Annotated in this window: 21 protein-coding genes and 1 pseudogene; 9 read left to right on the top strand and 13 right to left on the bottom strand. The window is 53.6% G+C overall.

Features of this window, described 5'->3' with window-relative positions:
- Nucleotide 1 precedes the first annotated feature (1 nt).
- Together KE531_11210 and KE531_11205 are read right to left on the bottom strand one after the other, a co-directional pair.
- Nucleotides 2-451 (bottom strand): hypothetical protein, encoded by a 450-nt coding sequence (locus KE531_11210; protein MBR9954168.1) that lies wholly within the window; start codon nucleotides 449-451, stop codon nucleotides 2-4.
- Complete coding sequence (locus KE531_11205) at nucleotides 452-1,120, bottom strand: hypothetical protein (GenBank protein MBR9954167.1); 669 nt, start codon at nucleotides 1,118-1,120, stop codon at nucleotides 452-454.
- A 222-nt stretch (nucleotides 1,121-1,342) separates the two neighbouring features.
- Between KE531_11205 and KE531_11200 the strand changes: the two genes are divergently transcribed.
- The 3 genes and pseudogenes from KE531_11200 (at nucleotide 1,343) to bioF (ending at nucleotide 4,984) form a co-directional block, all read left to right on the top strand.
- Complete coding sequence (locus KE531_11200) at nucleotides 1,343-2,359, top strand: threonine aldolase (GenBank protein MBR9954166.1); 1,017 nt, start codon at nucleotides 1,343-1,345, stop codon at nucleotides 2,357-2,359.
- A 155-nt stretch (nucleotides 2,360-2,514) separates the two neighbouring features.
- Nucleotides 2,515-3,069 carry a hypothetical protein gene (locus tag KE531_11195; protein MBR9954165.1) on the top strand — a complete coding sequence of 185 codons (555 nt, stop codon included), beginning with the start codon at nucleotides 2,515-2,517 and terminating at the stop codon, nucleotides 3,067-3,069.
- A pseudogene (gene bioF / locus KE531_11190) lies at nucleotides 3,066-4,984 on the top strand (8-amino-7-oxononanoate synthase). The gene KE531_11195 and the pseudogene bioF overlap by 4 nt, the downstream one beginning before the upstream one ends.
- 74 nt (nucleotides 4,985-5,058) lie before the next feature.
- Here bioF and KE531_11185 read toward each other — a convergent pair.
- From KE531_11185 to gdhA, 3 genes are all read right to left on the bottom strand, one after another.
- Nucleotides 5,059-6,240, bottom strand: a complete 1,182-nt coding sequence (locus KE531_11185) for an amidohydrolase (GenBank protein MBR9954164.1) — start codon at nucleotides 6,238-6,240, stop codon at nucleotides 5,059-5,061.
- Nucleotides 6,241-6,317: 77 nt separating this feature from the next.
- A complete protein-coding gene (locus tag KE531_11180) occupies nucleotides 6,318-7,286 on the bottom strand; it encodes a hydroxyacid dehydrogenase (protein MBR9954163.1) in 969 nt (322 codons plus the stop codon).
- 140 nt (nucleotides 7,287-7,426) lie between these two features.
- Nucleotides 7,427-8,779 carry an NADP-specific glutamate dehydrogenase gene (gdhA, locus tag KE531_11175; GenBank protein ID MBR9954162.1) on the bottom strand — a complete coding sequence of 451 codons (1,353 nt, stop codon included), beginning with the start codon at nucleotides 8,777-8,779 and terminating at the stop codon, nucleotides 7,427-7,429.
- Nucleotides 8,780-9,217: 438 nt separating this feature from the next.
- Between gdhA and KE531_11170 the strand changes: the two genes are divergently transcribed.
- A complete protein-coding gene (locus tag KE531_11170) occupies nucleotides 9,218-10,528 on the top strand; it encodes a hypothetical protein (GenBank protein MBR9954161.1) in 1,311 nt (436 codons plus the stop codon).
- Nucleotides 10,529-10,577: 49 nt separating this feature from the next.
- Here KE531_11170 and KE531_11165 read toward each other — a convergent pair whose 3' ends face one another.
- The 3 genes from KE531_11165 to KE531_11155 are packed head-to-tail and all read right to left on the bottom strand — an operon-like array spanning nucleotide 10,578 to nucleotide 11,942.
- On the bottom strand, nucleotides 10,578-11,009 hold the full coding sequence (locus tag KE531_11165) for a flavodoxin (protein ID MBR9954160.1): 432 nt from the start codon (nucleotides 11,007-11,009) through the stop codon (nucleotides 10,578-10,580).
- A gap of 14 nt (nucleotides 11,010-11,023) precedes the next feature.
- On the bottom strand, nucleotides 11,024-11,641 hold the full coding sequence (locus tag KE531_11160; protein ID MBR9954159.1) for a DUF3793 family protein: 618 nt from the start codon (nucleotides 11,639-11,641) through the stop codon (nucleotides 11,024-11,026).
- 19 nt (nucleotides 11,642-11,660) lie between these two features.
- Nucleotides 11,661-11,942: a DUF2325 domain-containing protein gene (locus KE531_11155; GenBank protein MBR9954158.1), complete on the bottom strand. Its 282-nt coding sequence runs from the start codon at nucleotides 11,940-11,942 to the stop codon at nucleotides 11,661-11,663.
- A 297-nt stretch (nucleotides 11,943-12,239) separates the two neighbouring features.
- Between KE531_11155 and KE531_11150 the strand changes: the two genes are divergently transcribed.
- Nucleotides 12,240-12,617 (top strand): metal-dependent transcriptional regulator, encoded by a 378-nt coding sequence (locus tag KE531_11150; protein MBR9954157.1) that lies wholly within the window; start codon nucleotides 12,240-12,242, stop codon nucleotides 12,615-12,617.
- A 173-nt stretch (nucleotides 12,618-12,790) separates the two neighbouring features.
- Here the strand turns inward: KE531_11150 and KE531_11145 are convergent, their stop codons facing one another.
- The 3 genes from KE531_11145 to yaaA form a co-directional block, all read right to left on the bottom strand.
- Nucleotides 12,791-13,429: an orotate phosphoribosyltransferase gene (locus KE531_11145; protein MBR9954156.1), complete on the bottom strand. Its 639-nt coding sequence runs from the start codon at nucleotides 13,427-13,429 to the stop codon at nucleotides 12,791-12,793.
- Nucleotides 13,430-13,564: 135 nt separating this feature from the next.
- Nucleotides 13,565-14,440: a methionyl aminopeptidase gene (locus KE531_11140; protein ID MBR9954155.1), complete on the bottom strand. Its 876-nt coding sequence runs from the start codon at nucleotides 14,438-14,440 to the stop codon at nucleotides 13,565-13,567.
- A 14-nt stretch (nucleotides 14,441-14,454) separates the two neighbouring features.
- Nucleotides 14,455-15,210: a peroxide stress protein YaaA gene (yaaA, locus tag KE531_11135; GenBank protein ID MBR9954154.1), complete on the bottom strand. Its 756-nt coding sequence runs from the start codon at nucleotides 15,208-15,210 to the stop codon at nucleotides 14,455-14,457.
- Nucleotides 15,211-15,346: 136 nt separating this feature from the next.
- Here yaaA and pcp point away from each other — a divergent pair, with 136 nt between their 5' ends.
- Together pcp and KE531_11125 are read left to right on the top strand one after the other, a co-directional pair.
- A complete protein-coding gene (pcp, locus tag KE531_11130) occupies nucleotides 15,347-15,988 on the top strand; it encodes a pyroglutamyl-peptidase I (protein ID MBR9954153.1) in 642 nt (213 codons plus the stop codon).
- A gap of 18 nt (nucleotides 15,989-16,006) precedes the next feature.
- Complete coding sequence (locus KE531_11125) at nucleotides 16,007-16,207, top strand: hypothetical protein (GenBank protein MBR9954152.1); 201 nt, start codon at nucleotides 16,007-16,009, stop codon at nucleotides 16,205-16,207.
- Between the two features lie 72 nt (nucleotides 16,208-16,279).
- On the opposite strand, the gene KE531_11120 is transcribed toward KE531_11125, so the two are convergent.
- Together KE531_11120 and KE531_11115 are read right to left on the bottom strand one after the other, a co-directional pair.
- Nucleotides 16,280-16,606 carry a branched-chain amino acid transporter permease gene (locus tag KE531_11120; protein ID MBR9954151.1) on the bottom strand — a complete coding sequence of 109 codons (327 nt, stop codon included), beginning with the start codon at nucleotides 16,604-16,606 and terminating at the stop codon, nucleotides 16,280-16,282.
- Complete coding sequence (locus KE531_11115) at nucleotides 16,603-17,337, bottom strand: AzlC family ABC transporter permease (protein ID MBR9954150.1); 735 nt, start codon at nucleotides 17,335-17,337, stop codon at nucleotides 16,603-16,605. The genes KE531_11120 and KE531_11115 overlap by 4 nt, the downstream gene beginning before the upstream one ends.
- 194 nt (nucleotides 17,338-17,531) lie before the next feature.
- Between KE531_11115 and KE531_11110 the strand changes: the two genes are divergently transcribed.
- Both KE531_11110 and KE531_11105 read left to right on the top strand, forming a co-directional pair.
- Nucleotides 17,532-18,788, top strand: coding sequence for an MFS transporter (locus KE531_11110; protein MBR9954149.1), 1,257 nt, complete (start codon nucleotides 17,532-17,534; stop codon nucleotides 18,786-18,788).
- Nucleotides 18,785-20,092 (top strand): hypothetical protein, encoded by a 1,308-nt coding sequence (locus tag KE531_11105; GenBank protein MBR9954148.1) that lies wholly within the window; start codon nucleotides 18,785-18,787, stop codon nucleotides 20,090-20,092. The genes KE531_11110 and KE531_11105 overlap by 4 nt, the downstream gene beginning before the upstream one ends.
- Nucleotides 20,093-20,120 lie beyond the last annotated feature (28 nt).

The raw sequence follows: 20,120 nt of genomic DNA, 5'->3' as shown, positions 1-20,120 counted from the left end.
CTCACCACCTGTCTCTCCGCTCCAGCCCGTCAAGCTCCACCTGCGCCAGCCCGTTCTCCATGCACAGATTTCTCCCGTCGTTAAAGAGTACGAGCCCCCAGATCACGGCAATCCGTATCATCTTCCTGATATAAAACTCCACATGCCCATAGCCGCAGAACGCACACCTGGCAATGCTGTACAGATATGCATCCGACGCCGCATCATAGCACTCCTGGTACTCCAATCTGTGCTGTGCAATCCCCATTTTCCAAAGCCGCCTCCGTATAAATGGCTCCCCGTAAACCTCAAACGGAAACTTCTCGTACAGCAAGAACACGTCTTCCCCCTTCCGCATTCCGATCTCCCTGATGGCGCGTGGAAAATATTCATACAGCTTCTGCCTGCACAGCCGCACCCGGTTCTTTCTGTAATATGCCCGCCTGTACTCTCTCTTTCTCGCCTTTTCCATTCACTTTTTCGCCGCACCGTCAAGCTTTCCCTTCCAGGCCGCTATTTCATCATCCCATTTCACCATGTACACAGCCGGGAACCCTGCTTTCATCTTCCGGAGGATTTCTGCAAGCTCCCTGCTTTTTGCCGTCCCTGCCTTCGTAAACGCGTGTGCATGTTCCCCATTTGGATTCAAGTACACCGTCTGCATGTCCCTGCTGAAAGCCAGTTCAATTTTCCGTGTCCCCATCTCCCGCCTCAAAGGCGCGCTCAAGCGAATCTCGCCCTTTTCCGTCACCGTCATTTTTTTCTCCGAAAGCATGCCCCTCTCCGGCTCCAAAATAAAATACTGCTTCCAGTCCAGAGAAAGCGCCTTTACAGCCCCATCCATGTCTTCCCCCTTTCTGCCATGTTCTGCCTCACGCTTTTCGCTCCCGCTGTCCGCATTTTCTCCCTTCGCACTGTTTTCCATCTCCCTTTCCGCTTTCCAGTAAACGCCTTTTTCCTCCCCGCACATCAAATACCCGTTCTTCTTCATCTGGAACAACACGTTGTTAAGCGCATGTCTGTCCGTCTCAAGATCAATGCCATCTGCCCTGCACGTCTCCCGCAGTTCTCCGATTCCATGCTGCCTTCCGTCCTCATACACCCTGCGGATTACCCCGCGGATCCGTTCATATTTCGTCATTTCTGTCTCCTCCCTCTTATTCTCCGCCCTGCTGCATCTGCCCTTCCCACTCTCAACTATAACTACAATGCAAGTTTACTTCAAATAAGGGACAGATACAACAAAATCCAACACTTTTCGACATACTCGGATACCGCAGACTTTCCCCTGGACATTCCCGCTCCGATTCATTATACTATCAGAAAGACCATCTGCCATCGCAGAAGAACAGGAGAAAACCATATGTACAGCTTTACAAACGATTACAGCGAAGGCGCCCATCCCAGGATACTGGAAGCCATGATGAACGCCAACCTGACCCAGAATGTTGGCTACGGCCTGGACGCCCACTCCCTTGCCGCAGCCGGCACCATCCGCCACCTTGCAGACGCGCCGGATGCCGCCGTCCACTTCGTCGTTGGCGGCACCCAGACAAACCTGCTTCTCATCGCAGCGGCGCTCCGCCCCTACCAGGCCGTCATCGCCGCTGCCACCGGCCACGTCAACGTCCATGAAGCCGGAGCTATCGAGGGCACCGGACACAAAGTCCTTGCGCTGCCGACGACCACCGGAAAGCTGACGCCGGAAATCATCGCGCCATGCCTGACCGAGCACTGCGATGAACACATGGTACAGCCAAAGCTTGTCTACATTTCCGACTCCACTGAGCTCGGCACCGTCTACACCAAGGCGGAGCTGGAGGCCCTTCACCATTTCTGCCGCCTCCACGGCCTCATGCTCTATCTGGACGGCGCCCGTTTAGGCTCTGCCCTGACCTCTGCGCCCAACGATCTGACCTTAAAGGATCTCGCAGCCTTAACCGACGCATTTTATATCGGCGGCACAAAAAACGGCGCCCTTCTCGGCGAAGCGCTCGTCATCCAAAAAGACAGCTTAAAGGAAGACTTCCGTTTCATGATGAAAAACCGCGGCGCCATGCTGGCAAAGGGTTTCCTCGCCGGCATCCAGTTTGAAGAACTGTTCCGGGACGGCCTCTTCTTCGACCTTGCTGCCCATGCCAACGAGATGGCTGCCATCCTGCGGGACGGGATCCGGAAGGCCGGGTATTCCTTTGTCTCGGATTCCCACACAAACCTTCTCTTCCCCATACTCCCCGACGAACTTGTTGATAAGCTCGGAAAAGACTTCACCTTCGAGCGGTCGCAAAAGCCCGATGACAGCCACACGGTCATCCGCCTCGTGACCTCCTGGGCCACGCCGGAAAAAGCTGTCCGCGACTTCCTCTCCGCTCTCGCTTAAAATCCAGAAACGCCAGACACGGGTGCGCCGTCAAACGCTCCCCGTGTCTTTTTTCTCTCATTTGTCAACCATTTCACTTTGTAACAGTTGACAATCTTCCCCCCGCCTGCTATATTAACGGCATGAGAATAAGAAAGGACAGAGACAAACATACCATGGAACACGCAAAACCATCGTCCGCTCTCCAAAGGCTGGCCCTCGACGGGCTCCTGACGGCGATGCTGGTTCTCCTCGGCATGCTCAAACTGCCCTCCCTGATTCCCGGTGCGGAATTCCAGCTTTCGGCTCCCTACGCCGTCTGCCTGGCCGCTGCCGTCGGTTTCAGGCGCTATCTGGGAATCGGCATCTGCTCCAGCCTGATTCAGCTTCTTTTGGGCACCCACACCATCTGGAACGTCCTCATCGCCATGGTGTTCCGCATCACGGCGGGAGCCATCGCCGCCAAAAAACCGGAAAAGAGGCTCCGGCTGCTTTTGGCAGGCCCCATCGGAACCGGCTGCGCCCGCCTGGTGCTGGCCGCCATGCTCCGTGTCCCGGCTCTGCCGCTTCTTGCCGCGGCCGTTCCCGGAATGATCTTCACAGCCGTCTGCACGGCACTTTTTTATCCGGCCTTTTGCCGGGCCGCCGCACAGGCCGGCTTTCCCCGCTTTGGAAAACCGGTTCCATGCAGGCAGAGCCATCCAGAAAAAACGTACAGGGGAAAATCATGAGCACAGACTTATACAGCATAAAAATGCGCGCCAGCCGCAAGGAAAACGGCAGAGAAATGCACATCTCCGGCGCAGAAAAAATCGTGGAGCAGGACAGCCTCCAGTCCATCTGCGCCCAGCTTCTTGAACGGGCCATGCACCATTCCAAAGGCGAAGCCGATTTTATCAACCTGAAAGTAGAGCGCGTGGCCGCCGAAGACGTGATGTACTGCGACGGGCTTCCCGTAACCACCTGCGAAGTTCCGACGGCAGAGGAAGGACGTGCGAAAATCTTAGAGCTTTTAGACCGCTCCGGTATCCCAAATGGCCGGGAAATATTAGAACAGTTAAAAAATACCTGGGGCATGCGCGGCGCCATGCTGCTTGACGCCGACACCTTAGAACGTCTGGAGCCTGACAATGAGCGGGGCGTGCGCGCCACCTACATGGACGCGGCCGGAACCGGCGACGACCGCTCCCAGAAAAACCATTTCAAAGAAGCGCTCGTGCTGGCCACCAAGGTGGCAAATCACAAGAACATCATCGGCGAAATCTGCATTTCCGACGACCCGGACTATGTGACGGGATACTTCGCATCGAAGGAACTGGGCTATGTGCGGATCACAAAACTAAAAGAGATGGGATGTCCGGACGGAGGCCGCATTTTCCTTTTCCGCGGAAAACCGGAAGAAGCAGACGACTGCATCCGCTACCTGGAACATCAGAAAATGCTGATCCGGCTTTAAAGACAAGGGGGCAAACAGCCATGGACAAATGGGAACGAATCGACAGTGAACTTTTGCAGCTAAAAAACGGCAGCCTGTTCCGGAAAATGACCGTCTTTGACTCTGCACAGACGGCCGTCGTCACAATAGAAGGGAAAAAGCAGCACCTGTTTTCCTCCAACAGCTATCTGGATCTGAGCAGCGAGCCAAGAATCAAAGAATATGCCGGCCGGATTCTCAACGAATACGGCGCCGGTTCCGGCGGCTCCCGCCTGACGACGGGAACCACAAGAATCCACATGGAGCTGGAACAGGCCATCGCCGCATTCAAAAACAGAGAGGCCGCCCTCGTATTCAACACCGGCTACATGGCCAATGTGGGGATCCTGTCCGCCCTGACCCAGAAAGGCGATATCATTTACAGCGACCAGTTAAACCACGCCAGCATCATCGACGGCTGCCGCTTATCAAAGGCTGACCTGGTAGTTTACCGCCACAACGACATGGACGATCTGGAAGAAAAAATCAAGGCACACCCGGGAAAACGCGGCATCATCGTCAGCGACGGCGTGTTCAGCATGGACGGCGACATCGTAAACCTCCCGCGGCTCACCGAGCTTGCCGGCCGCTACGGCCTTCTCTCCATGATCGACGAAGCCCACGCCACCGGCGTCATCGGCGCCACCGGCCGCGGCACCGAAGAATATTTCGGCATGGAGGGCTCCGTGGATGTGCTGATGGGCACTCTCAGCAAAGCCGTCGGAGGCGAAGGCGGCTTCGTCTGCGGCTCCCGCAGCCTGATCGAATACCTGGTAAACAAAGCCAGAAGCTTCATCTTTTCCACCGCCCTCTCCCCGGTCTCCATGGCCGCTGACTTAGAAGGCCTGCGCCTCATCATGGAACAGCCGGAGCGGGTACAAAAGCTTCAGGAAAACATCCGCTTCTGCTGTGCCGCCTTAAACGCCCGCGGCATCGACGCCGCCTCCGAGACGGCGATCATCCCGATCATCATCGGCGGCGAGGCCCGCGCCATGCGCGTCATGGAGCTTTTAAAAGAACGCGGCTATTACATCTCGGCCATCCGCTACCCCACCGTCGCAAAAGGCAGCGCCCGGCTAAGGCTTGCCCTCATGTCCTCCCACACCCGCGAAGACTTAGAAGGGCTTGCAGACGCTTTAAAAGAATCCATGGAACTTTCCGAAAACGAATAATCCTTTCCGCAAAAAATCCGGCGGCAGTCTCCAAAAATGACTGCCGCCGGATCCATATATCCGCCCGTCTCGATTTAATTTTCTGCCAGATAATCAATGGCCGTCTGTGCCAGAAGAGCGGCTCCTCTCCAGAGGATGTCCTCATCCACGTCAAACCGGCTGTTGTGGAGCGGCCAGGGCTCTTCGCCCTCCTTCGCCGTGCCGAGCCATACGAACGCGCCCTTCTTCTCCAACAGATAGAAGGAGAAATCCTCTGCCGGCATGGCCGGAAGCTTCACGTCCACAACGTCCTCCTCGCCGAACAGGGAAACGGCCGTCTTCTTAATCATGGCCGCATCGGCCTCATGGTTCACAAGGGCCGGATAGCCGCGGCCGTAAGTGATGTCGGCCGTCGCGCCCGACTGGAGACAGATGGCGTCGAGAAGCTTTCTCATGGACTCCTCCACCATATCCCTGGTCTCCTCATTGAGGGTACGGACCGTGCCGTCCAGCACACAGTCGCCGGCAATGATATTGTATCTGGTTCCCGCATTGAAAATACCGAAGGTCACAACGGCGTTGTCAAGGGGGTTCACCTTCCTGCTGACGATGGTCTGGGCCGCCATAACAAACTGCGCGCCGAGAACAACGGCGTCGATACCCTGATCCGGCTTTGCGCCGTGGGCCGTCTTGCCGTGGATCGTGATCGTGAAATGATCCGTCGCAGCCATTAGCGGGCCTGCCTTGATTCCGATTTTCCCGTGGGGAAGATCCGGCCACACATGAAGCCCGTAAACAGCCTCCACGTCATCCATATACCCCGACTTTAACATCTCCCTGGATCCGCCGATGGGGGATAACTCCTCTGCCGGCTGGAAAATCAGCTTGACTGTTCCCTTAATCTGATCCCGTCTCTGGCACAGAAGCTCTGCCGCCCCGATTAACCCCGTCATGTGGTTGTCGTGGCCGCATGCATGCATCACGCCGTCGTTGCGGGACTTATATTCCACTTCATTCATCTCCTGGATCTGAAGCGCATCCATATCAGCGCGGAGCGCCACAGCCTTGCCCGGCATGGTTCCCTTGATTACGCCGACAACACCGTGTCCGCCCACATTTTCAATGACCTCATCGCAGCCGATTTCCTTTAAATATGCGGCGACTTTTTTCGCTGTCTCCACCTCATGCTGAGAAACCTCCGGGTACTCATGGAAATCTCTCCTGATCTTAGAAAGCTTCGGCATCAATGCCTTTGCCGATTCAATGATACACGTCATGTCATGCTCCTCCTGTCTTAAACGGAAAAGAACCCAAGGCCGTCCGACGATGAGTTCTTTTGAGATTCAGTTCCTGATTAAAATTTATTTGCAGCAAACTTCGCATCCTTGCCTTCCAGAACGGCGCAGATATCCTCTGCAACCGTCTCACAGCAGCGGATGACGGACTGCTCCGTCGTTGCAGCCGTGTGCGGCGTCAGGATTACATTGTCAAGGCTGTATAACGGGCTGTCAAGCGGCAGCGGCTCCTTCTCGGTAACATCGAGGCCGGCGCAGTTGATGACATTCTCCTGCATCGCCTGGATTAACTCTGCCTCATTAACCACCTCACCGCGGCTCGCGTTGATGAAGGAAGCCGTCGGCTTCATGAGCTTGAACTCTCTCATGCCGATGCTGTGCTCCGTCTCAGGCGTCAGCGGCGTATGAAGGCTGATGAAATCTGCCTGCTTGAATACCTCATCCTGGTTTTCCACAAGAGTGATCAGATCGCCAAGCTGATCCTGCTTCAGGAACGGGTCATAACCGATCACGTTCATGCCGAAGCCGCACTTTGCGATGGTTGCAAGCATACGGCCGATTCTTCCGCAGCCCACAAGTCCCAGGGTCTTGCCCTGAAGCTCATATGTATTCTCAAGTCCGAAACGAACCTTATAATTTCCGGAACGGAACTGCTTATCTACATACTGATAGCGGCGGGCACACGCCAGCATTAAGAAAGCAGCCTGCTCTGCAACAGACTGTGCGTTCTGGCCGGGTGCATAAACCACGCGGATGCCTCTCTCCGTCGCTGCCGGGATATCGATATTGTCAAGGCCTGCTCCCTGCTTACCGATCACCTTCAGATTCGGGCCAGCCGCATCCATCATGGCTGCCGTAACCGGCTCTGTCCGGCACATAATTGCCTCCGGCTTCAGCGCCTTCAATTCCTCGACGTAGCCTGCCTCGTCAAAGAAATGGTTGGTTACAACAGCTTTTCCGCCGGCTGCCTCAAAAATCTTTGTGGCAACGTCGCTGATCTGCACTGTGTAAAAAACTGTAAATGCCATGTTTATCCTTCCTCTCTGAATATAATGGATATCACAGGATGATGAATCCCGTAATACTAATATAGGGGCGCCGCGGAAGAAACTTCTCCCGCAGCCACCCCCGATATTCTGAATGAATTCAGTTTTGGGTATCCCCCTGATTACCAGGCAATGCCCTGTGCCATCATAGCATCAGCAACCTTCTGGAAGCCAACGATGTTAGCACCAGCAACCAGGTTGTAGCCAAGGCCGTACTTCTCAGCAGCTTCTGCGGAGCCGTCATGGATACCTGTCATGATCTGATGCAGCTTAGCGTCAACCTCTTCTGCTGTCCAGGAGTATCTCTCGCTGTTCTGGCTCATCTCAAGACCGGATACAAGAACACCGCCGGCGTTAACTGCCTTGGACGGAGCAACAACCATGTTCTCCTGCTCCATTAAGAACTTCAGAGCGTCGTTGGTTGTCGGCATGTTAGCAACTTCGATGTAGTATTTGATGTTGTTGGCAACGATTCTCTTCGCCTGCTCCATGTTGACATCGTTCTGAGTAGCGCACGGCATTACGATATCAACCTTCTCGCCCCACGGTTTGTCGTTCGGAACGAACTTGCAGCCGAATTTGTCAGCGTAGTCCTGAACGCGGTCGCGTCCGCTTGCTCTCATTTCGAGCATGTAGTCGAGTTTCTCTTTCGTTGTGATTCCATCCGGATCATAGATGTATCCATCCGGTCCGGACAGAGTAACAGCCTTAGCGCCAAGCTCAGCAAGCTTGGTAGCTGCGCCCCATGCTACGTTACCGAAACCAGCCAGGGAAACGGTCTTGCCAGCAAGTGTGTCATTCTCATGTTTCAGAACTGCTTCCAGATAGTAAACAGCACCGAAACCAGTAGCTTCCGGACGGATCAGGGAACCACCGAAGGAAAGTCCCTTACCTGTGATTGTGCCGTTCTCGAAAGCACCTCTGATGCGGCGGTACTGGCCATACAGATAGCCGATCTCGCGTGCGCCTACGCCAAGGTCACCAGCCGGGATATCTACGTCCGGACCGATGTGGCGCTGTAACTCAGTCATGAATGCCTGGCAGAATCTCATTACTTCTGCGTCGCTCTTTCCTCTCGGGTCAAAGTCAGAACCACCCTTTGCACCGCCCATCGGAAGAGTTGTAAGGCTGTTCTTGAATGTCTGCTCAAATCCTAAGAACTTCATGATGGACAGATTTACGGACGGATGGAAACGTAAGCCTCCCTTGTACGGTCCGATAGCGCCGTTGAACTGAACGCGGTATCCGCGGTTTACATGAGTCTGACCATTGTCATCTACCCATACGACACGGAACTCTACGGTTCTCTCCGGCTCTACCATTCTCTCAAGGAGAGCTGCTTTTTCATATTCCGGATGTGCATCTACAACCGGGCCTAAAGAAGTTAAAACTTCCTCTGCTGTCTGAAGGAATTCAGGCTCATTAGCGTTTTTTTCCTTTAACTCCGCCAATACTCTGTCAACATACTTGCTCATTTCGCAAATACCTCCTTAAATATTTGGTTGTCATTAACCCCTGTGCATCTCGCACGAATAAGAGACTTAAAATACGGTCTTGCGGTGTTTATTGAAGCTTTGTGTCTCAATATCGGCCATAAAAAGCCATTCTGCGGGCGGTATTGCAGTTATTTCTCAAACAGTTGGAAATCCATATGTAATATCGTTTTTTACCGCAGAAAAAAGGAAGCCTTCCGTCCCTTTCCGCGCCAGCTTCCTGCCGTTTCCCTTTCCGTCAGGGTTCTGGCACCGCGTCTTTTTATTTAAGACTTATGTATTTCGCGTCTTTTATTATCCATATTTTAACATAGGCTTTTGACTTTGTCAATATTATGTGTTACGATTCTAGGGGGAATCTGATTTATCGACACATTTGTCATTAAAAGACGCATTTTCCTTCGGAAAGGAGTATTTTCTATGATTACCATCAGCATCGTAAGTCCAAAAAAATCCATGGATGTGATCCGCAAAGCCATTGCCCATCAGGATTTCGGCTGTTCCTTCCATAAATATGTCTATGATAAGCTGGAGGAGATCACGGATATTTATGAGCAGTGCAAGTCATTTTCCGACGTGATCTTCTTTTCCGGGGAGCTTGGCTACTCCTATATGCTGACCCATATCGACGATATCCAGGTACCCTGCGCTTTCGTATCCTATGAGGAAAAGGACATTTTATCCATCCTGTTAAACTTTGTCCTGCGCTATCCCCATATCCCGCTATCCCGGGTCTACATGGATTTCCTGACGCCGGTCAACGATTTCATGAACCTGAAAACATATCTGTCGCCGGATTACATGCCCTACTGCTTTGAAAATCCCGAGTACAATTATGAGACCTTGAGGGAGCGGGTGGAAGAGCTCTGGAACTCCGGGAAAATCGACATTGTGCTGACCCGTACCACCAACCAGCTTGAGGTTTTGAATAAAATGAAAATCCCTTATATCCACTTCCTGCCTTCAGAGGAAATGGTGCGGAATTCCATCCGGAGCGCCGTCAATTCCGTCCGCTTAAACCAGCAAAACCGGGCCGGCAAGCTGGTGATCCTCATTAAGCTCATATATCCGGAATCCATCACTTCCCATGACCGGGAGTATCTGGAGATTACACTCCACAAATACCTTCTGGACTTTAGGCGGGAGTACGGCTACGACTTCTCCGTCCACTCCGTCTCCAACCGCTTTGAGCTCATGGCCGACAGCGATTTTTACAAAAAGAACTTCGAGCGAATCCAGGATCTGATCGCCTTCCTGGATGGAAAAGACAGCCTGGAGTTCCGAATCGGCGCCGGCATCGGAAGCTCCGTCGGTGAAAGCCATTACCAGGCCGAAGCCGCTCTCCAGGAGGCCATCCGCTACGGGAAAAACGACGGCTTCCTGATCCACGGAAATGATAATGTACTGACGGGGCCCTTATCCTTAACGCGCACCTTAAATTACAGCTATTCCAACATAAAGGCACTGGAGTATTCCCAGAAAAACGGCATCAACGAGAGCAACCTCTTAAAGATCGTCGGCCTCTTCCAGATGGATAAGGACACGGTCATGACGGCTGCCTCCCTCTCCCAGTGGCTCAACATCACCAGCCGGAGCTGCAACCGGATCCTCCAGCTGCTTCTCGACTCCGGCCTCATCGAGGAAATCGAGCCGCAGAAACAGGAGGGGAAAGGCCGCCCCACCAGGCAGTACCGGTTTTTAAAACAGAATTTCATCCACACGTTTTTCTAGGCATGGATATGAAAGGGGACGGAAACCAAAGCTTTCCGTCCCTCTCTTTTTATGCGTTTGCAAGCTGTTTTCCAAACTCCCTGCACGCCTCCAGTGCATCGTCGTCCGGCGTCTCGTGGGCGATGACGCCTTCCCCGCCCACCAGCACAGCGCCGGCGTTCTTCATGCGTTCTTCCCAGTCCCGCATCCACTGGCCGTCGCCCCATCCGTAGGAGCCGAACAGGCCGATCTTCTTTCCGGAGGCAAACGTCTCCACTTCCATGACGAAGGGCTCCATATCGCCTTCCTCCAGCACCTCATCCCCCATGGCCGGGCAGCCGAGGGCAAAGACGGGCGCCGCCTTTAAATCGTCCATGCTGACCGAGGAAATATCAAGGATCTCGGCTTCCTTTCCGGCCTCCGCGATTCCCTTCCCGATGGCCTCCGCCATGATCCCCGTGTTTCCTGTCTGTGTCCAGAATGCTACGATAATTTTATCCATGTTTCATTTTCCTCCTATATGGTTATTGCTCTGCATCCCTGTCTTGTAAAGGATGTCAGGATTTCCCGGATTCCATTTCCGCTTCCGGCAAGCCGGATCACGGCTTCCCTCGCCCGGTCATAGCCGGCAAAGGTTTCAAGTGCTTTCGGAAGGTCTCCATATACCTTCCAGTATCCCGAATACAGGAAGTCTCTTCCCTCGTTCCGGATAAAGCTTTTTACGTCCTCCTCCGGATATTCCAGAAGCAGGCCGATCTCGTGGGGAAAGCCGCCGCGGCCTTCCATGTGTTTCTGGTAGCGGCCGGAAACCTGCCGCAGGATTTCTGGAAGCTCCATGCCGCCGTAGCCCCACTCCTCTAAAAGCTCCCGCACGCCGTCCTTTTTTATATGTGCTTCCATCTCCGCTTCCCGGTAGAGCAGCACGGAAATCCTCCCGTCAAGCTCATAGAGCACATGGCAGGAAACCGGCGTCGGCGCAAACAAGGCCATGACAGCGCTGCGCTTATCTGCCCCCACATTCAAAAGGTTCGACAGCTTCACACCGGCAAGGAGCGGCGCGCACTGGAGCGCCACCTGGGTTTCCAAAAACCTCATATCCAGTCCCCGCATGATGCGGAATGCCTCATCACTCATTGACTCCCTCCCTTTCGGATTAACAGCACCGCTGTTCCAAAATCTCCGTCAGCGCGCTGCCGCTGCTGGTGTGACAGCGGACAATGTCGGTTCTCGAGCTGTCCACCTCGTCCAGCACACAGCGGATCATCTTGTGGGATACGGTGCTGGTGAACAGGATCAGAAGATCCGGCGTGCCGATCTGCTTGTCGAGCCCCGTCCTCATCTGGGTGAAGACCTTCGCCTTATATTTGTGATCCTGGCATATTTTTTTATATTGTCTGACCATGCGGTCATGGCCTCCGATGATAACTACACTCATTCCGTTACCTCCATGCTGTATGGCCGCAGCTTTCATATTCTGCCGCCTGTTCTCTCTGTCTGTCCTGCTGTCCTTTGCAGCGGGAAAAATACGCTCTTTTAGTTAGTTTTGTCTAACTCATAGCTATAAGTTAGCATAAACTAACTTTATTGTCAAGACTATTTTTTCCAGTTTTCAAAGCGCCGCCATCGGCCTCTGCATCCGGCCTGCCCGGCCGCGAAGCGTTTGACCTTTTCCGCCAAGTATGGTACACTGGATAGGGGATGTCCAAACTACGGTATTAGGAGGGATTCTATTTTGAAAATACAGGAATCGGCTGAGAATTACTTAGAAACCATACTGATGCTGAGTCAGCAGCAGCCGTATGTCCGCTCCATTGACGTTGCCATGGAACTGGGGTTTTCCAAGGCCAGCGTCAGCGTCGCCATGAAAAACCTGAGAGAAAACGGCTATGTGCAGGTCGACGATTCCGGCCATCTCTCCCTGACGCCGCAGGGCCTTCAGATCGCGGAAACCATCTATGAACGCCATACCATGATTTCCGGCTGGCTCATGAAGCTGGGCGTCAGCAAAGAAACGGCCCTCGAAGATGCCTGCCGCATGGAACACGTCATCAGCCCGGAAAGCTTCCAGGCCATAAAAAACCATATTAACGGACAGGGAACGGAGAAATAGTAAAAAAGCCGGGATGAGGAAAGGCTTCATCCCAGCTTTTTTTCATTCAGTGCCATCACTTCGTCCGGATATGGAAATACCGAGAGGTAATGTTCTCCTGTCCGGCCGCGTACCGTTGTCTCTTTCATGACATGGTACCACCGTCTGACCGCTGTCTCCAGCGTCCGTCCCCGTTACAGCTTGGAATAGCCGTAGGGGTTAATCAGTGCATCCAGCTTCCTCCCCGCCTTGCAGATCGGGCAGTCCCGGTAATCGGTGTACTGGTAGTCCGGGACGTCCTTCACTCCGAAGACGGCTTTCACCGGGATTCCATCTACTTCGTCCAGGCTGCTGAATACCGCAGAGATCACATGCAGAATCCCGCCGTAATACTGGATGCTCTCAATGGCCTTGTTGACCGTAAGGCCCGTCGTCACCGTGGACGTTAAAAGGATCACGTTTTTCCCGGCTAACATCGGATAAAAATTCTCACGGAAAATAAGCTGGCTGTTGCTGTTGTACTCGGGGCGGATGATGTAAATAGTCTGGTGGGCATTCATGGACAAAAATCCGCTCCTGGTCAGCTCCTCGGCGAGAAGCGTGCCGATGACCTCCGTGCCCTCGATGCACACGATGGTGTCCACGACCATGTTGTAGAGATACATCTGCGCCAGCACCCGGGCAATCTCCTGAGCCTCGCTGACGCGGCTCTTGATGGTTGTCAGGTCAACATAGTAGTTTGTGTGGGCATGGTTCGTCGCAAAATGTCCCTTTACGACCTTTAACGGGACGTCAACGCCGCCTGCTCTGATCTTCTCATACTTCATCTCCATAAGACAGCCTCCTTCTCTGTTTTTCACGTACTTGTCTGGTAGTTCCATTATACTAAATTCCGTCGGCTATCTCAAGGAAAATTTACATAATTTATTTAATATTTTATTAAAGTCAGACGTTTCATGCGTCCTCTCTTAATAGGCCAGCACCTCATGGCCGTCCTCGGTCACAAGCACCATGATCTCCCACTGGGCCGACGGCTTCCCGTCCTCGGTATAGATCGTCCAGCCGTTTCCGTCGTCCACATAGATGCCGTCCGTCCCCATATTCACCATGGGCTCGATGGTAAAAATCATGCCCGGCGCCATTAACATCTCCGTCCCCTTTCTGGACACATAGCTGACAAACGGCTCCTCATGGAACTCCAGGCCGACGCCATGGCCGCCCACATCCCGCACCACCGTATAGCCGTTTTTCTTCGCATGCTCATGGACGGCCTGCCCCATGTCGCCGAGATATCCCCAGGGCTTCACTTTTTCAAGCCCTTTATCCACAGCTTCCTTCGCCACACGCACAAGCCGCTCCTTCTCCGGGCCCACGTCCCCGATCATGAACATCCGCGACGAGTCGGAGAAAAAGCCGTCCAGAATCGTGGAGACATCCACGTTGACAATGTCGCCTTCCTTTAACACCACATCGTCAGACGGGATGCCGTGGCAGACCTGGGAATTGACCGACGTGCAGACGCTTTTCGGAAAGCCCTCATAGTGGAGAGGCGCCGGGATCCCGCCGTGCTTTGTGGTAAACTGGTAAACCCAGTCGTCGATCTCCTGGGTGGTGACGCCGGCGCCGATCCGCTCCGCCACGTAATCCAGCACAGCAATGTTTAATTTCCCGCTCTCCCGGATCTTTTCAATCTGCGCCGGGTTTTTAATAATTTTATGGGACGGCACTTCATGGCCGGAAAACCTGGCACGCCCGATTTTCTGGTCGAAAACCATGTGGCACTCCCCGTATTTTTTCCCGCTGCCGCACCAGCAGGGATCATCTTTTCCAATTCTGCGAAACATCGTTTTTCCTTTCTTTATGTGGTTTCCTTTAAAAACACGTAGGTATCCCTGGACGATTCCATTTCGGAAAACCGGTAGCCCAGGCAGGAAAACCCTTTTAACTCCTCTTCCTTTTCGATTCCATGTTCAGCCATGAAGCGCACCATTTCGCCGCGCGCCATCTTGGCCTCCGTCGCCTTTACCTTCACCTTCCCGCCGGACTTTACCCCGAATACGCAGGTAACAAACCGGACTCCAGGCTCCAGATACGGCTCCACGGAGCGGCTGTACTCCTTCGAGGCCAGATTCACAATGACCGGCGCACGGTCGTCTCTTATGAGAGCCTCATAAAGCCGCCTCCCCCAGAAGCCATAGAGATCCCCGGATGCCCCGGCCGGAAGCTTCGCCTGCATCTCCAGCCGGTAGGGGACAACCCGGTCGTCCGGCTTTAAAATCCCGTAGAACCCGCTTAAAATCCGCAGGTGTTCCTTTACATACTCCCACTGCCCATAGGAAAACAGCTTCGGCGCCATGTACTGATACTGGATCCCCACATAGGCCAGAACCGCCGGCGTCTGGGCCCTGGAAAGCTCCATGGAGCGAAACCGCAGGAAATTCTCATGGGTGATGGAATCATTGGCCTTAAAAAGGACTTTTAGCTCCGGCTCCGTCATGGCCTTCAGACGGGAAAGCAGCGTCTCAGCCTCCGAAAGGAACTCCGGGAGCCCGCCCGGCTCAAACAGGTCGCTGCACTCTTCCATCTTTTTTGCAGGTGAAATGATAATTTTCATCGTATTGCGTCCCCGCTTCTTGCGTATTTTTCCAACTTTATATATAATAGTGGTGGAGCCGGATCACCGCCGGCCCCAGTATCCTATCATACAGGCATGATTGCTGTTTGTCAATTTATCGAAAGAGGTGTTGCAGATGAAAGTCTTAATTACAGGCTTCGATCCTTTCGGCGGCGAGGCCATCAACCCGGCCTGGGAAGCCGTAAAGCTCCTGCCCGATGAGATCGCAGGCGCTCAGGTCATCAAGATGCAGATCCCGACTGTCGTCGGCAAATCCATTGAAAAGGTCCATGAAAAAATGGTATCCGAACAGCCCGACATCGTCATCAGCGTCGGCCAGGCAGGCGGCCGGTTCGGCGTCACCCCGGAACGTGTTGCCATCAACGTCACCGATGCCAGGATCCCCGACAACGAAGGGAACCAGCCCATCGACGAGCCGGTTTTTGCCGATGGAGATACGGCTTACTTCTCGAATCTTCCTGTGAAAGCCATGGTACAGGCCATCAAGGAGGCCGGTTATCCGTCTGTGCTTTCCAACTCCGCCGGAACTTATATCTGCAACCACGTGATGTACGGCATCCTCTACTACATACAAAAGGAATTCCCGTCCGTCCGTGGCGGGTTCATCCATGTCCCCTACGCCCCGGCCCAGGTGACGGAAAAGCCCGGCACACCGTCCATGGCCATCTCTGACATTGCAGGCTCCCTGGCCGCTGCCGTCGCTGCCGCCGTGAACTGCAAGGACGATATCCGCGCCGTAGGAGGCGAAATTCACTAAATCATAAGGAGGGTAATTATGGAAAAAATCAAACGCCACCGGAATGTCCTCTGGTTCTTCATGGCAGGAATCTGGTTTCTCCAGTTCAGCCTCAACCTTCTCTATCGGAAATCCTTCGACCTGCTTTCCATTCTCCAGCTTCTCAATGCCATCGCCGCTGCGGCTGTCGGCATTGTGGAAACGGCCAACTGCCGCATGGAGAGCAGAAGCCAGGAATAACCGTAACCATGTAAGTTTAAAAGCGCCGCAAAAATCATTTTCCGTGATTTTGCGGCGCTTAATTTTATCCCTCTAAAACACCATCTGCACCAGCACCATGTAAAAAACCGTGCCGCCTGCGATGGACACAAGCATCTGCCGCTTCCAAATATGCAATCCGGCTGTCACGGCGATGGCGAGAAGCTCCGGAAGCCCATGGTTTCCCGAAAAAAACTCCACATTTTTCAGACAGTAAACCACCAGCATGCCGAAAATAGCTGCCGGAAGCGCCTTGCCAAGGTACTGCACATAAGCCGGCGTCGGCCGCTTCGGCGAAAACAAAAGGAACGGAAGAAACCGCGTCGCCATGGTGCCCAGGGCACAGATGGCAACCGTAAGAATCTGTTCTGTAAGCGTCATGAAAGTCCACCTGCCTTTTCAATGGGTTTCCGGAATACGGTTAAAAGAACCAGGATGCATGCCATCGTCGGAATCATAAACGAATCTGCGCCGAAAACAGCCAGACAGGCCGCCGACGCAAAAAGGCCGATGAACGCCGTATGATGGCGCTTTTCCTTCATCCACTGTTCGAGGAAAATCACCACAAACATGGCCGTCATCACAAAGTCCAGCCCCTTCGTATCGAAGGTGATGAACGAGCCGAGAATCCCGCCCAAAGCTGCCCCGGACACCCAGTAAATCTGGTTTAAAAGCGTCACGAAAAACATGAACCAGCCCTTGTCGACGCCTTCCGGGATTTCGGCCGAACAGTTGATGGAAAACGTCTCATCGCAGAGCCCGAAAATCAGATATGGCTTTTTCCAGCCCGTCCCCTTGAGCTTGTCCAGCATGGCGATGCCGTAAAAAAGGTGTCTGGCCTGGATCATCAGCGTCATGATTAAGGTCTGGAGCGGCGCAAATGTCCCGAGCAGCATGGATACGGCCACAAACTCCAGCGAGCCGCCGAAAATTGTAAGCCCCATGAGCATCGGATACCAGAAGCTGAAGCCTGACACGTTCATATAAATGCCGTAAGTGATTCCCAGAAACCAGAAGCCCGCAAAAATCGGGATCGTGTACGGGAATGCGGCCGCAAATGCCTTTCGCCTTATGCCGCCGGACACGGCCGGCGTCTCGATAGTATGTTCCATGTGAATTCTGTCCCCCTCTGCCGGATTTTCAGTCATACTCACGATTATACCGCCGGATTCCCGGAAGGGCAACCGGTTCCTTTTCTGCTTTTTTCAGATTTTATCAAAAAAACCAGTGTTTTGTTGATTTTATTTTTCGCATCTGTTAGTATATTTTTATAAAATATCATTCTTTCAGAAATCAGGTGAGATGCATGCAGAAATTTCCAAAAAGCTTCTGGTATTTTGCCGGATCACAGCTTATCACAAATTTATCGGACGGGATCACAACCATCACGCTGACACTCCTGACTCTCAGCGTGTCAGCCTCTTCCTCCCATCTCGGATACGTGATGGCTGCACTTTCTGCGCCCTGGTTTCTCCTGTCCATTGCGGCCGGAATCGTGATTGACCGGCAGGGCGCCTACCAGACGGCAAAACGGGCAAACGGCCTCCGGGCCCTGGCCTTTTTTCTCTTTGCCGCGTTTTCCGTTTTCGGAAAGCTCTCCATTCCGCTCCTTGCGGTCTTTGCGTTTCTCATGGGAACGCTTGAGGTGCTCTGCGACAACAGCCACTCCATCTTCCTCCCGCGGATTTTGGAGAAAGACCAGCTGGAAAAAGCCAACAGCATCGTATCCACGGCCGAACTGGCTTCCAATAAATTCATCGGCGTCAACCTGGGGAGTCTTTTTTCCATGCTGTCAGGAACCCTCTCCCTCTGTGCGACAGGCGTCTGCTACGTGATGTCCTGCCTGTTCCTCTCTCTTTCTAAGCGGGCCGGTCGGGGCACGCCAAGGGAAGCCGCCTACCGCCCGGCGCCGTCCCCCTCCCGGCTGACAGGAAAATCGTTTCTGTCCGATGTGTCCTTCGGGCTTTTGTATCTGTTCCGCAAAAAGGACATCGGCTTTTTCGTGCTGATTGGTTTCATCCTGAACCTGACTGCCGGCATGCAGCTTGCCTTTTACATTTTATATATCACGGAAACCCTGCATTACAGCCAGCAGGTCTACTCGCTTTTAATCTCCTTTGCCGGCATCGGCTCCCTGCTCGGCGGCGTGGCCGTCTACTTTGTCATCGACCGTTTTGGGAGATATTTTGTCCTAGCATTCTGCTGTGCGGCGGTGTTATTCCAGTTCCTGTTCCGATACGGAACCGCGAGCCTTCTGCCGCTCTTTGCCGCCTCCCTTTTGGAGGGGCTTTCCGTCACGGCCGTCAATACCATTTCCATGTCCCACAGGCAGAGGGAAATCGAGCCGGAATGCATGGGAAAGGTCATGGCTACCACCCGCTTCCTGATTGTGGGCGCCACGTCCCTGGGCTCCCTGGCCGGCGGCTGGGCCGCGGAATCCATAAGCTACCCGGTTCTCGGCCTCGCCATGGGAGCCGCCTCGTTCCTGACGGTCGCCTTCTGTACGGTAAAACTTAAGCCATATCTCAAAACGGGCAGCAAAAGGAAAGGAGAAACAGCATGATAAGCAAAAAAGAACTGGACGAACTGCTCGACCGCTTCCCCGAAATGAAGCCCATTGCCGGCTTTTCCGGGACTGTGGAGGAGTTTTATCTTCAATATGAAAAGCCGTTTACGGCTCCCATCCTAAAGCGTCAGGATTTTCTTCTTAGAGCCATACGGGCTGCCGCAGCGCCTGTCTGCCCGGAGGCGGAGCTGGAGTCCATCGAGGCCGCACTTAAGGAAAATTATCTGGTGTCATCAGCGGAACACCATGCCTCCATTTCCTTCAACGAAACCTTGAACATCGTGCTCAACCAGTACCTGATCAAGTGCCGTCAGAGGCTCCCGGTGATTTCGTTATCCTGCGCCACGACAGCTATGACAAATGAGCTCTATCCCCGCGGCGTCGTCTACCGGGATTTCAAAATCCCCTTTGCCGCCAGGAACACTCGCTTCGCTTACAATACGCCGCCCATGAACCGGGACACGTTCTTTCAGAAACTGAAAGACCTGAAAAAAGACGGCTCCATTATGGAAGAAGAATTTTCTTTTCTTCAAGACTGGTTTGAAAGCCAGTGGGAGTTTTTGGACGGCCATGATTTCCTCGATCAGATCAGCCTCTTAAACAAACGGCTCTGGAGAGATTTTCTCGCCGAAGATGCCTGGTACCCGAGGCTCAATTATTTCATGATTCCCCTGGAGCGCGTCGTTCACAATCTGCTTATGGCTGACTGGAAAGCCGAACGGCCGGGGTGGGTCTTTGCTCTTTTGTTTTCCAAAGATGGGCGGGAGCTCATAAACCGCGTCCTGGACAGAACCCGCTCCTGCTGGGACAACGAAAAGAAAACCGGCACCTTTTTCTTCTGGGGAATCCGGGAAAACGGCCGGCCGGAAAAGCTCTTTTTAAAGGATGACTTTCTCCTGTCCGCCGACGGCTCCCTGCGGTATTTACTGGAAGCGGAAGCCGTCATGAAAGAAATCCAGGCAGGCCGCCTTGTTGCCTCCACCGCCCTGTTTTTTCTCTATGTGGTGTTCTTTTGCGGGCTCACGGCCATGGGCGGCATTCTCCAGGTCAACTACCTGGCCGGGCTGAAACACCGGCTTCTGAACGGAAATCCCCTGGGCCTTGCAGAAAACGACCTTTCCGTCATCCGAAGCTCCGTCACAGGCCTTTACGCCAATTTCCAGGGCTCTCCGTGGACAGACGGCGGCATCAGCCGGATCCGAAACAAACTGTCACGTTCCAGCCTTGAGGCTTACGGGGCGCAAAATCATTTCAGCCAGATTCAGGAATGCCTGGAATTCCTGTACCATTTTTCCTATTAAACACTTATAAAAAGGAGGGGTTCCATCT

This window comes from Eubacteriaceae bacterium Marseille-Q4139 (assembly GCA_018223415.1).
Taxonomy (GTDB): domain Bacteria; phylum Bacillota; class Clostridia; order Lachnospirales; family Lachnospiraceae; genus CABSIM01.
The sequence above is the reverse complement of the archived record's forward strand: the minus strand, read 5'-3'. Positions and strand labels throughout refer to the sequence as shown.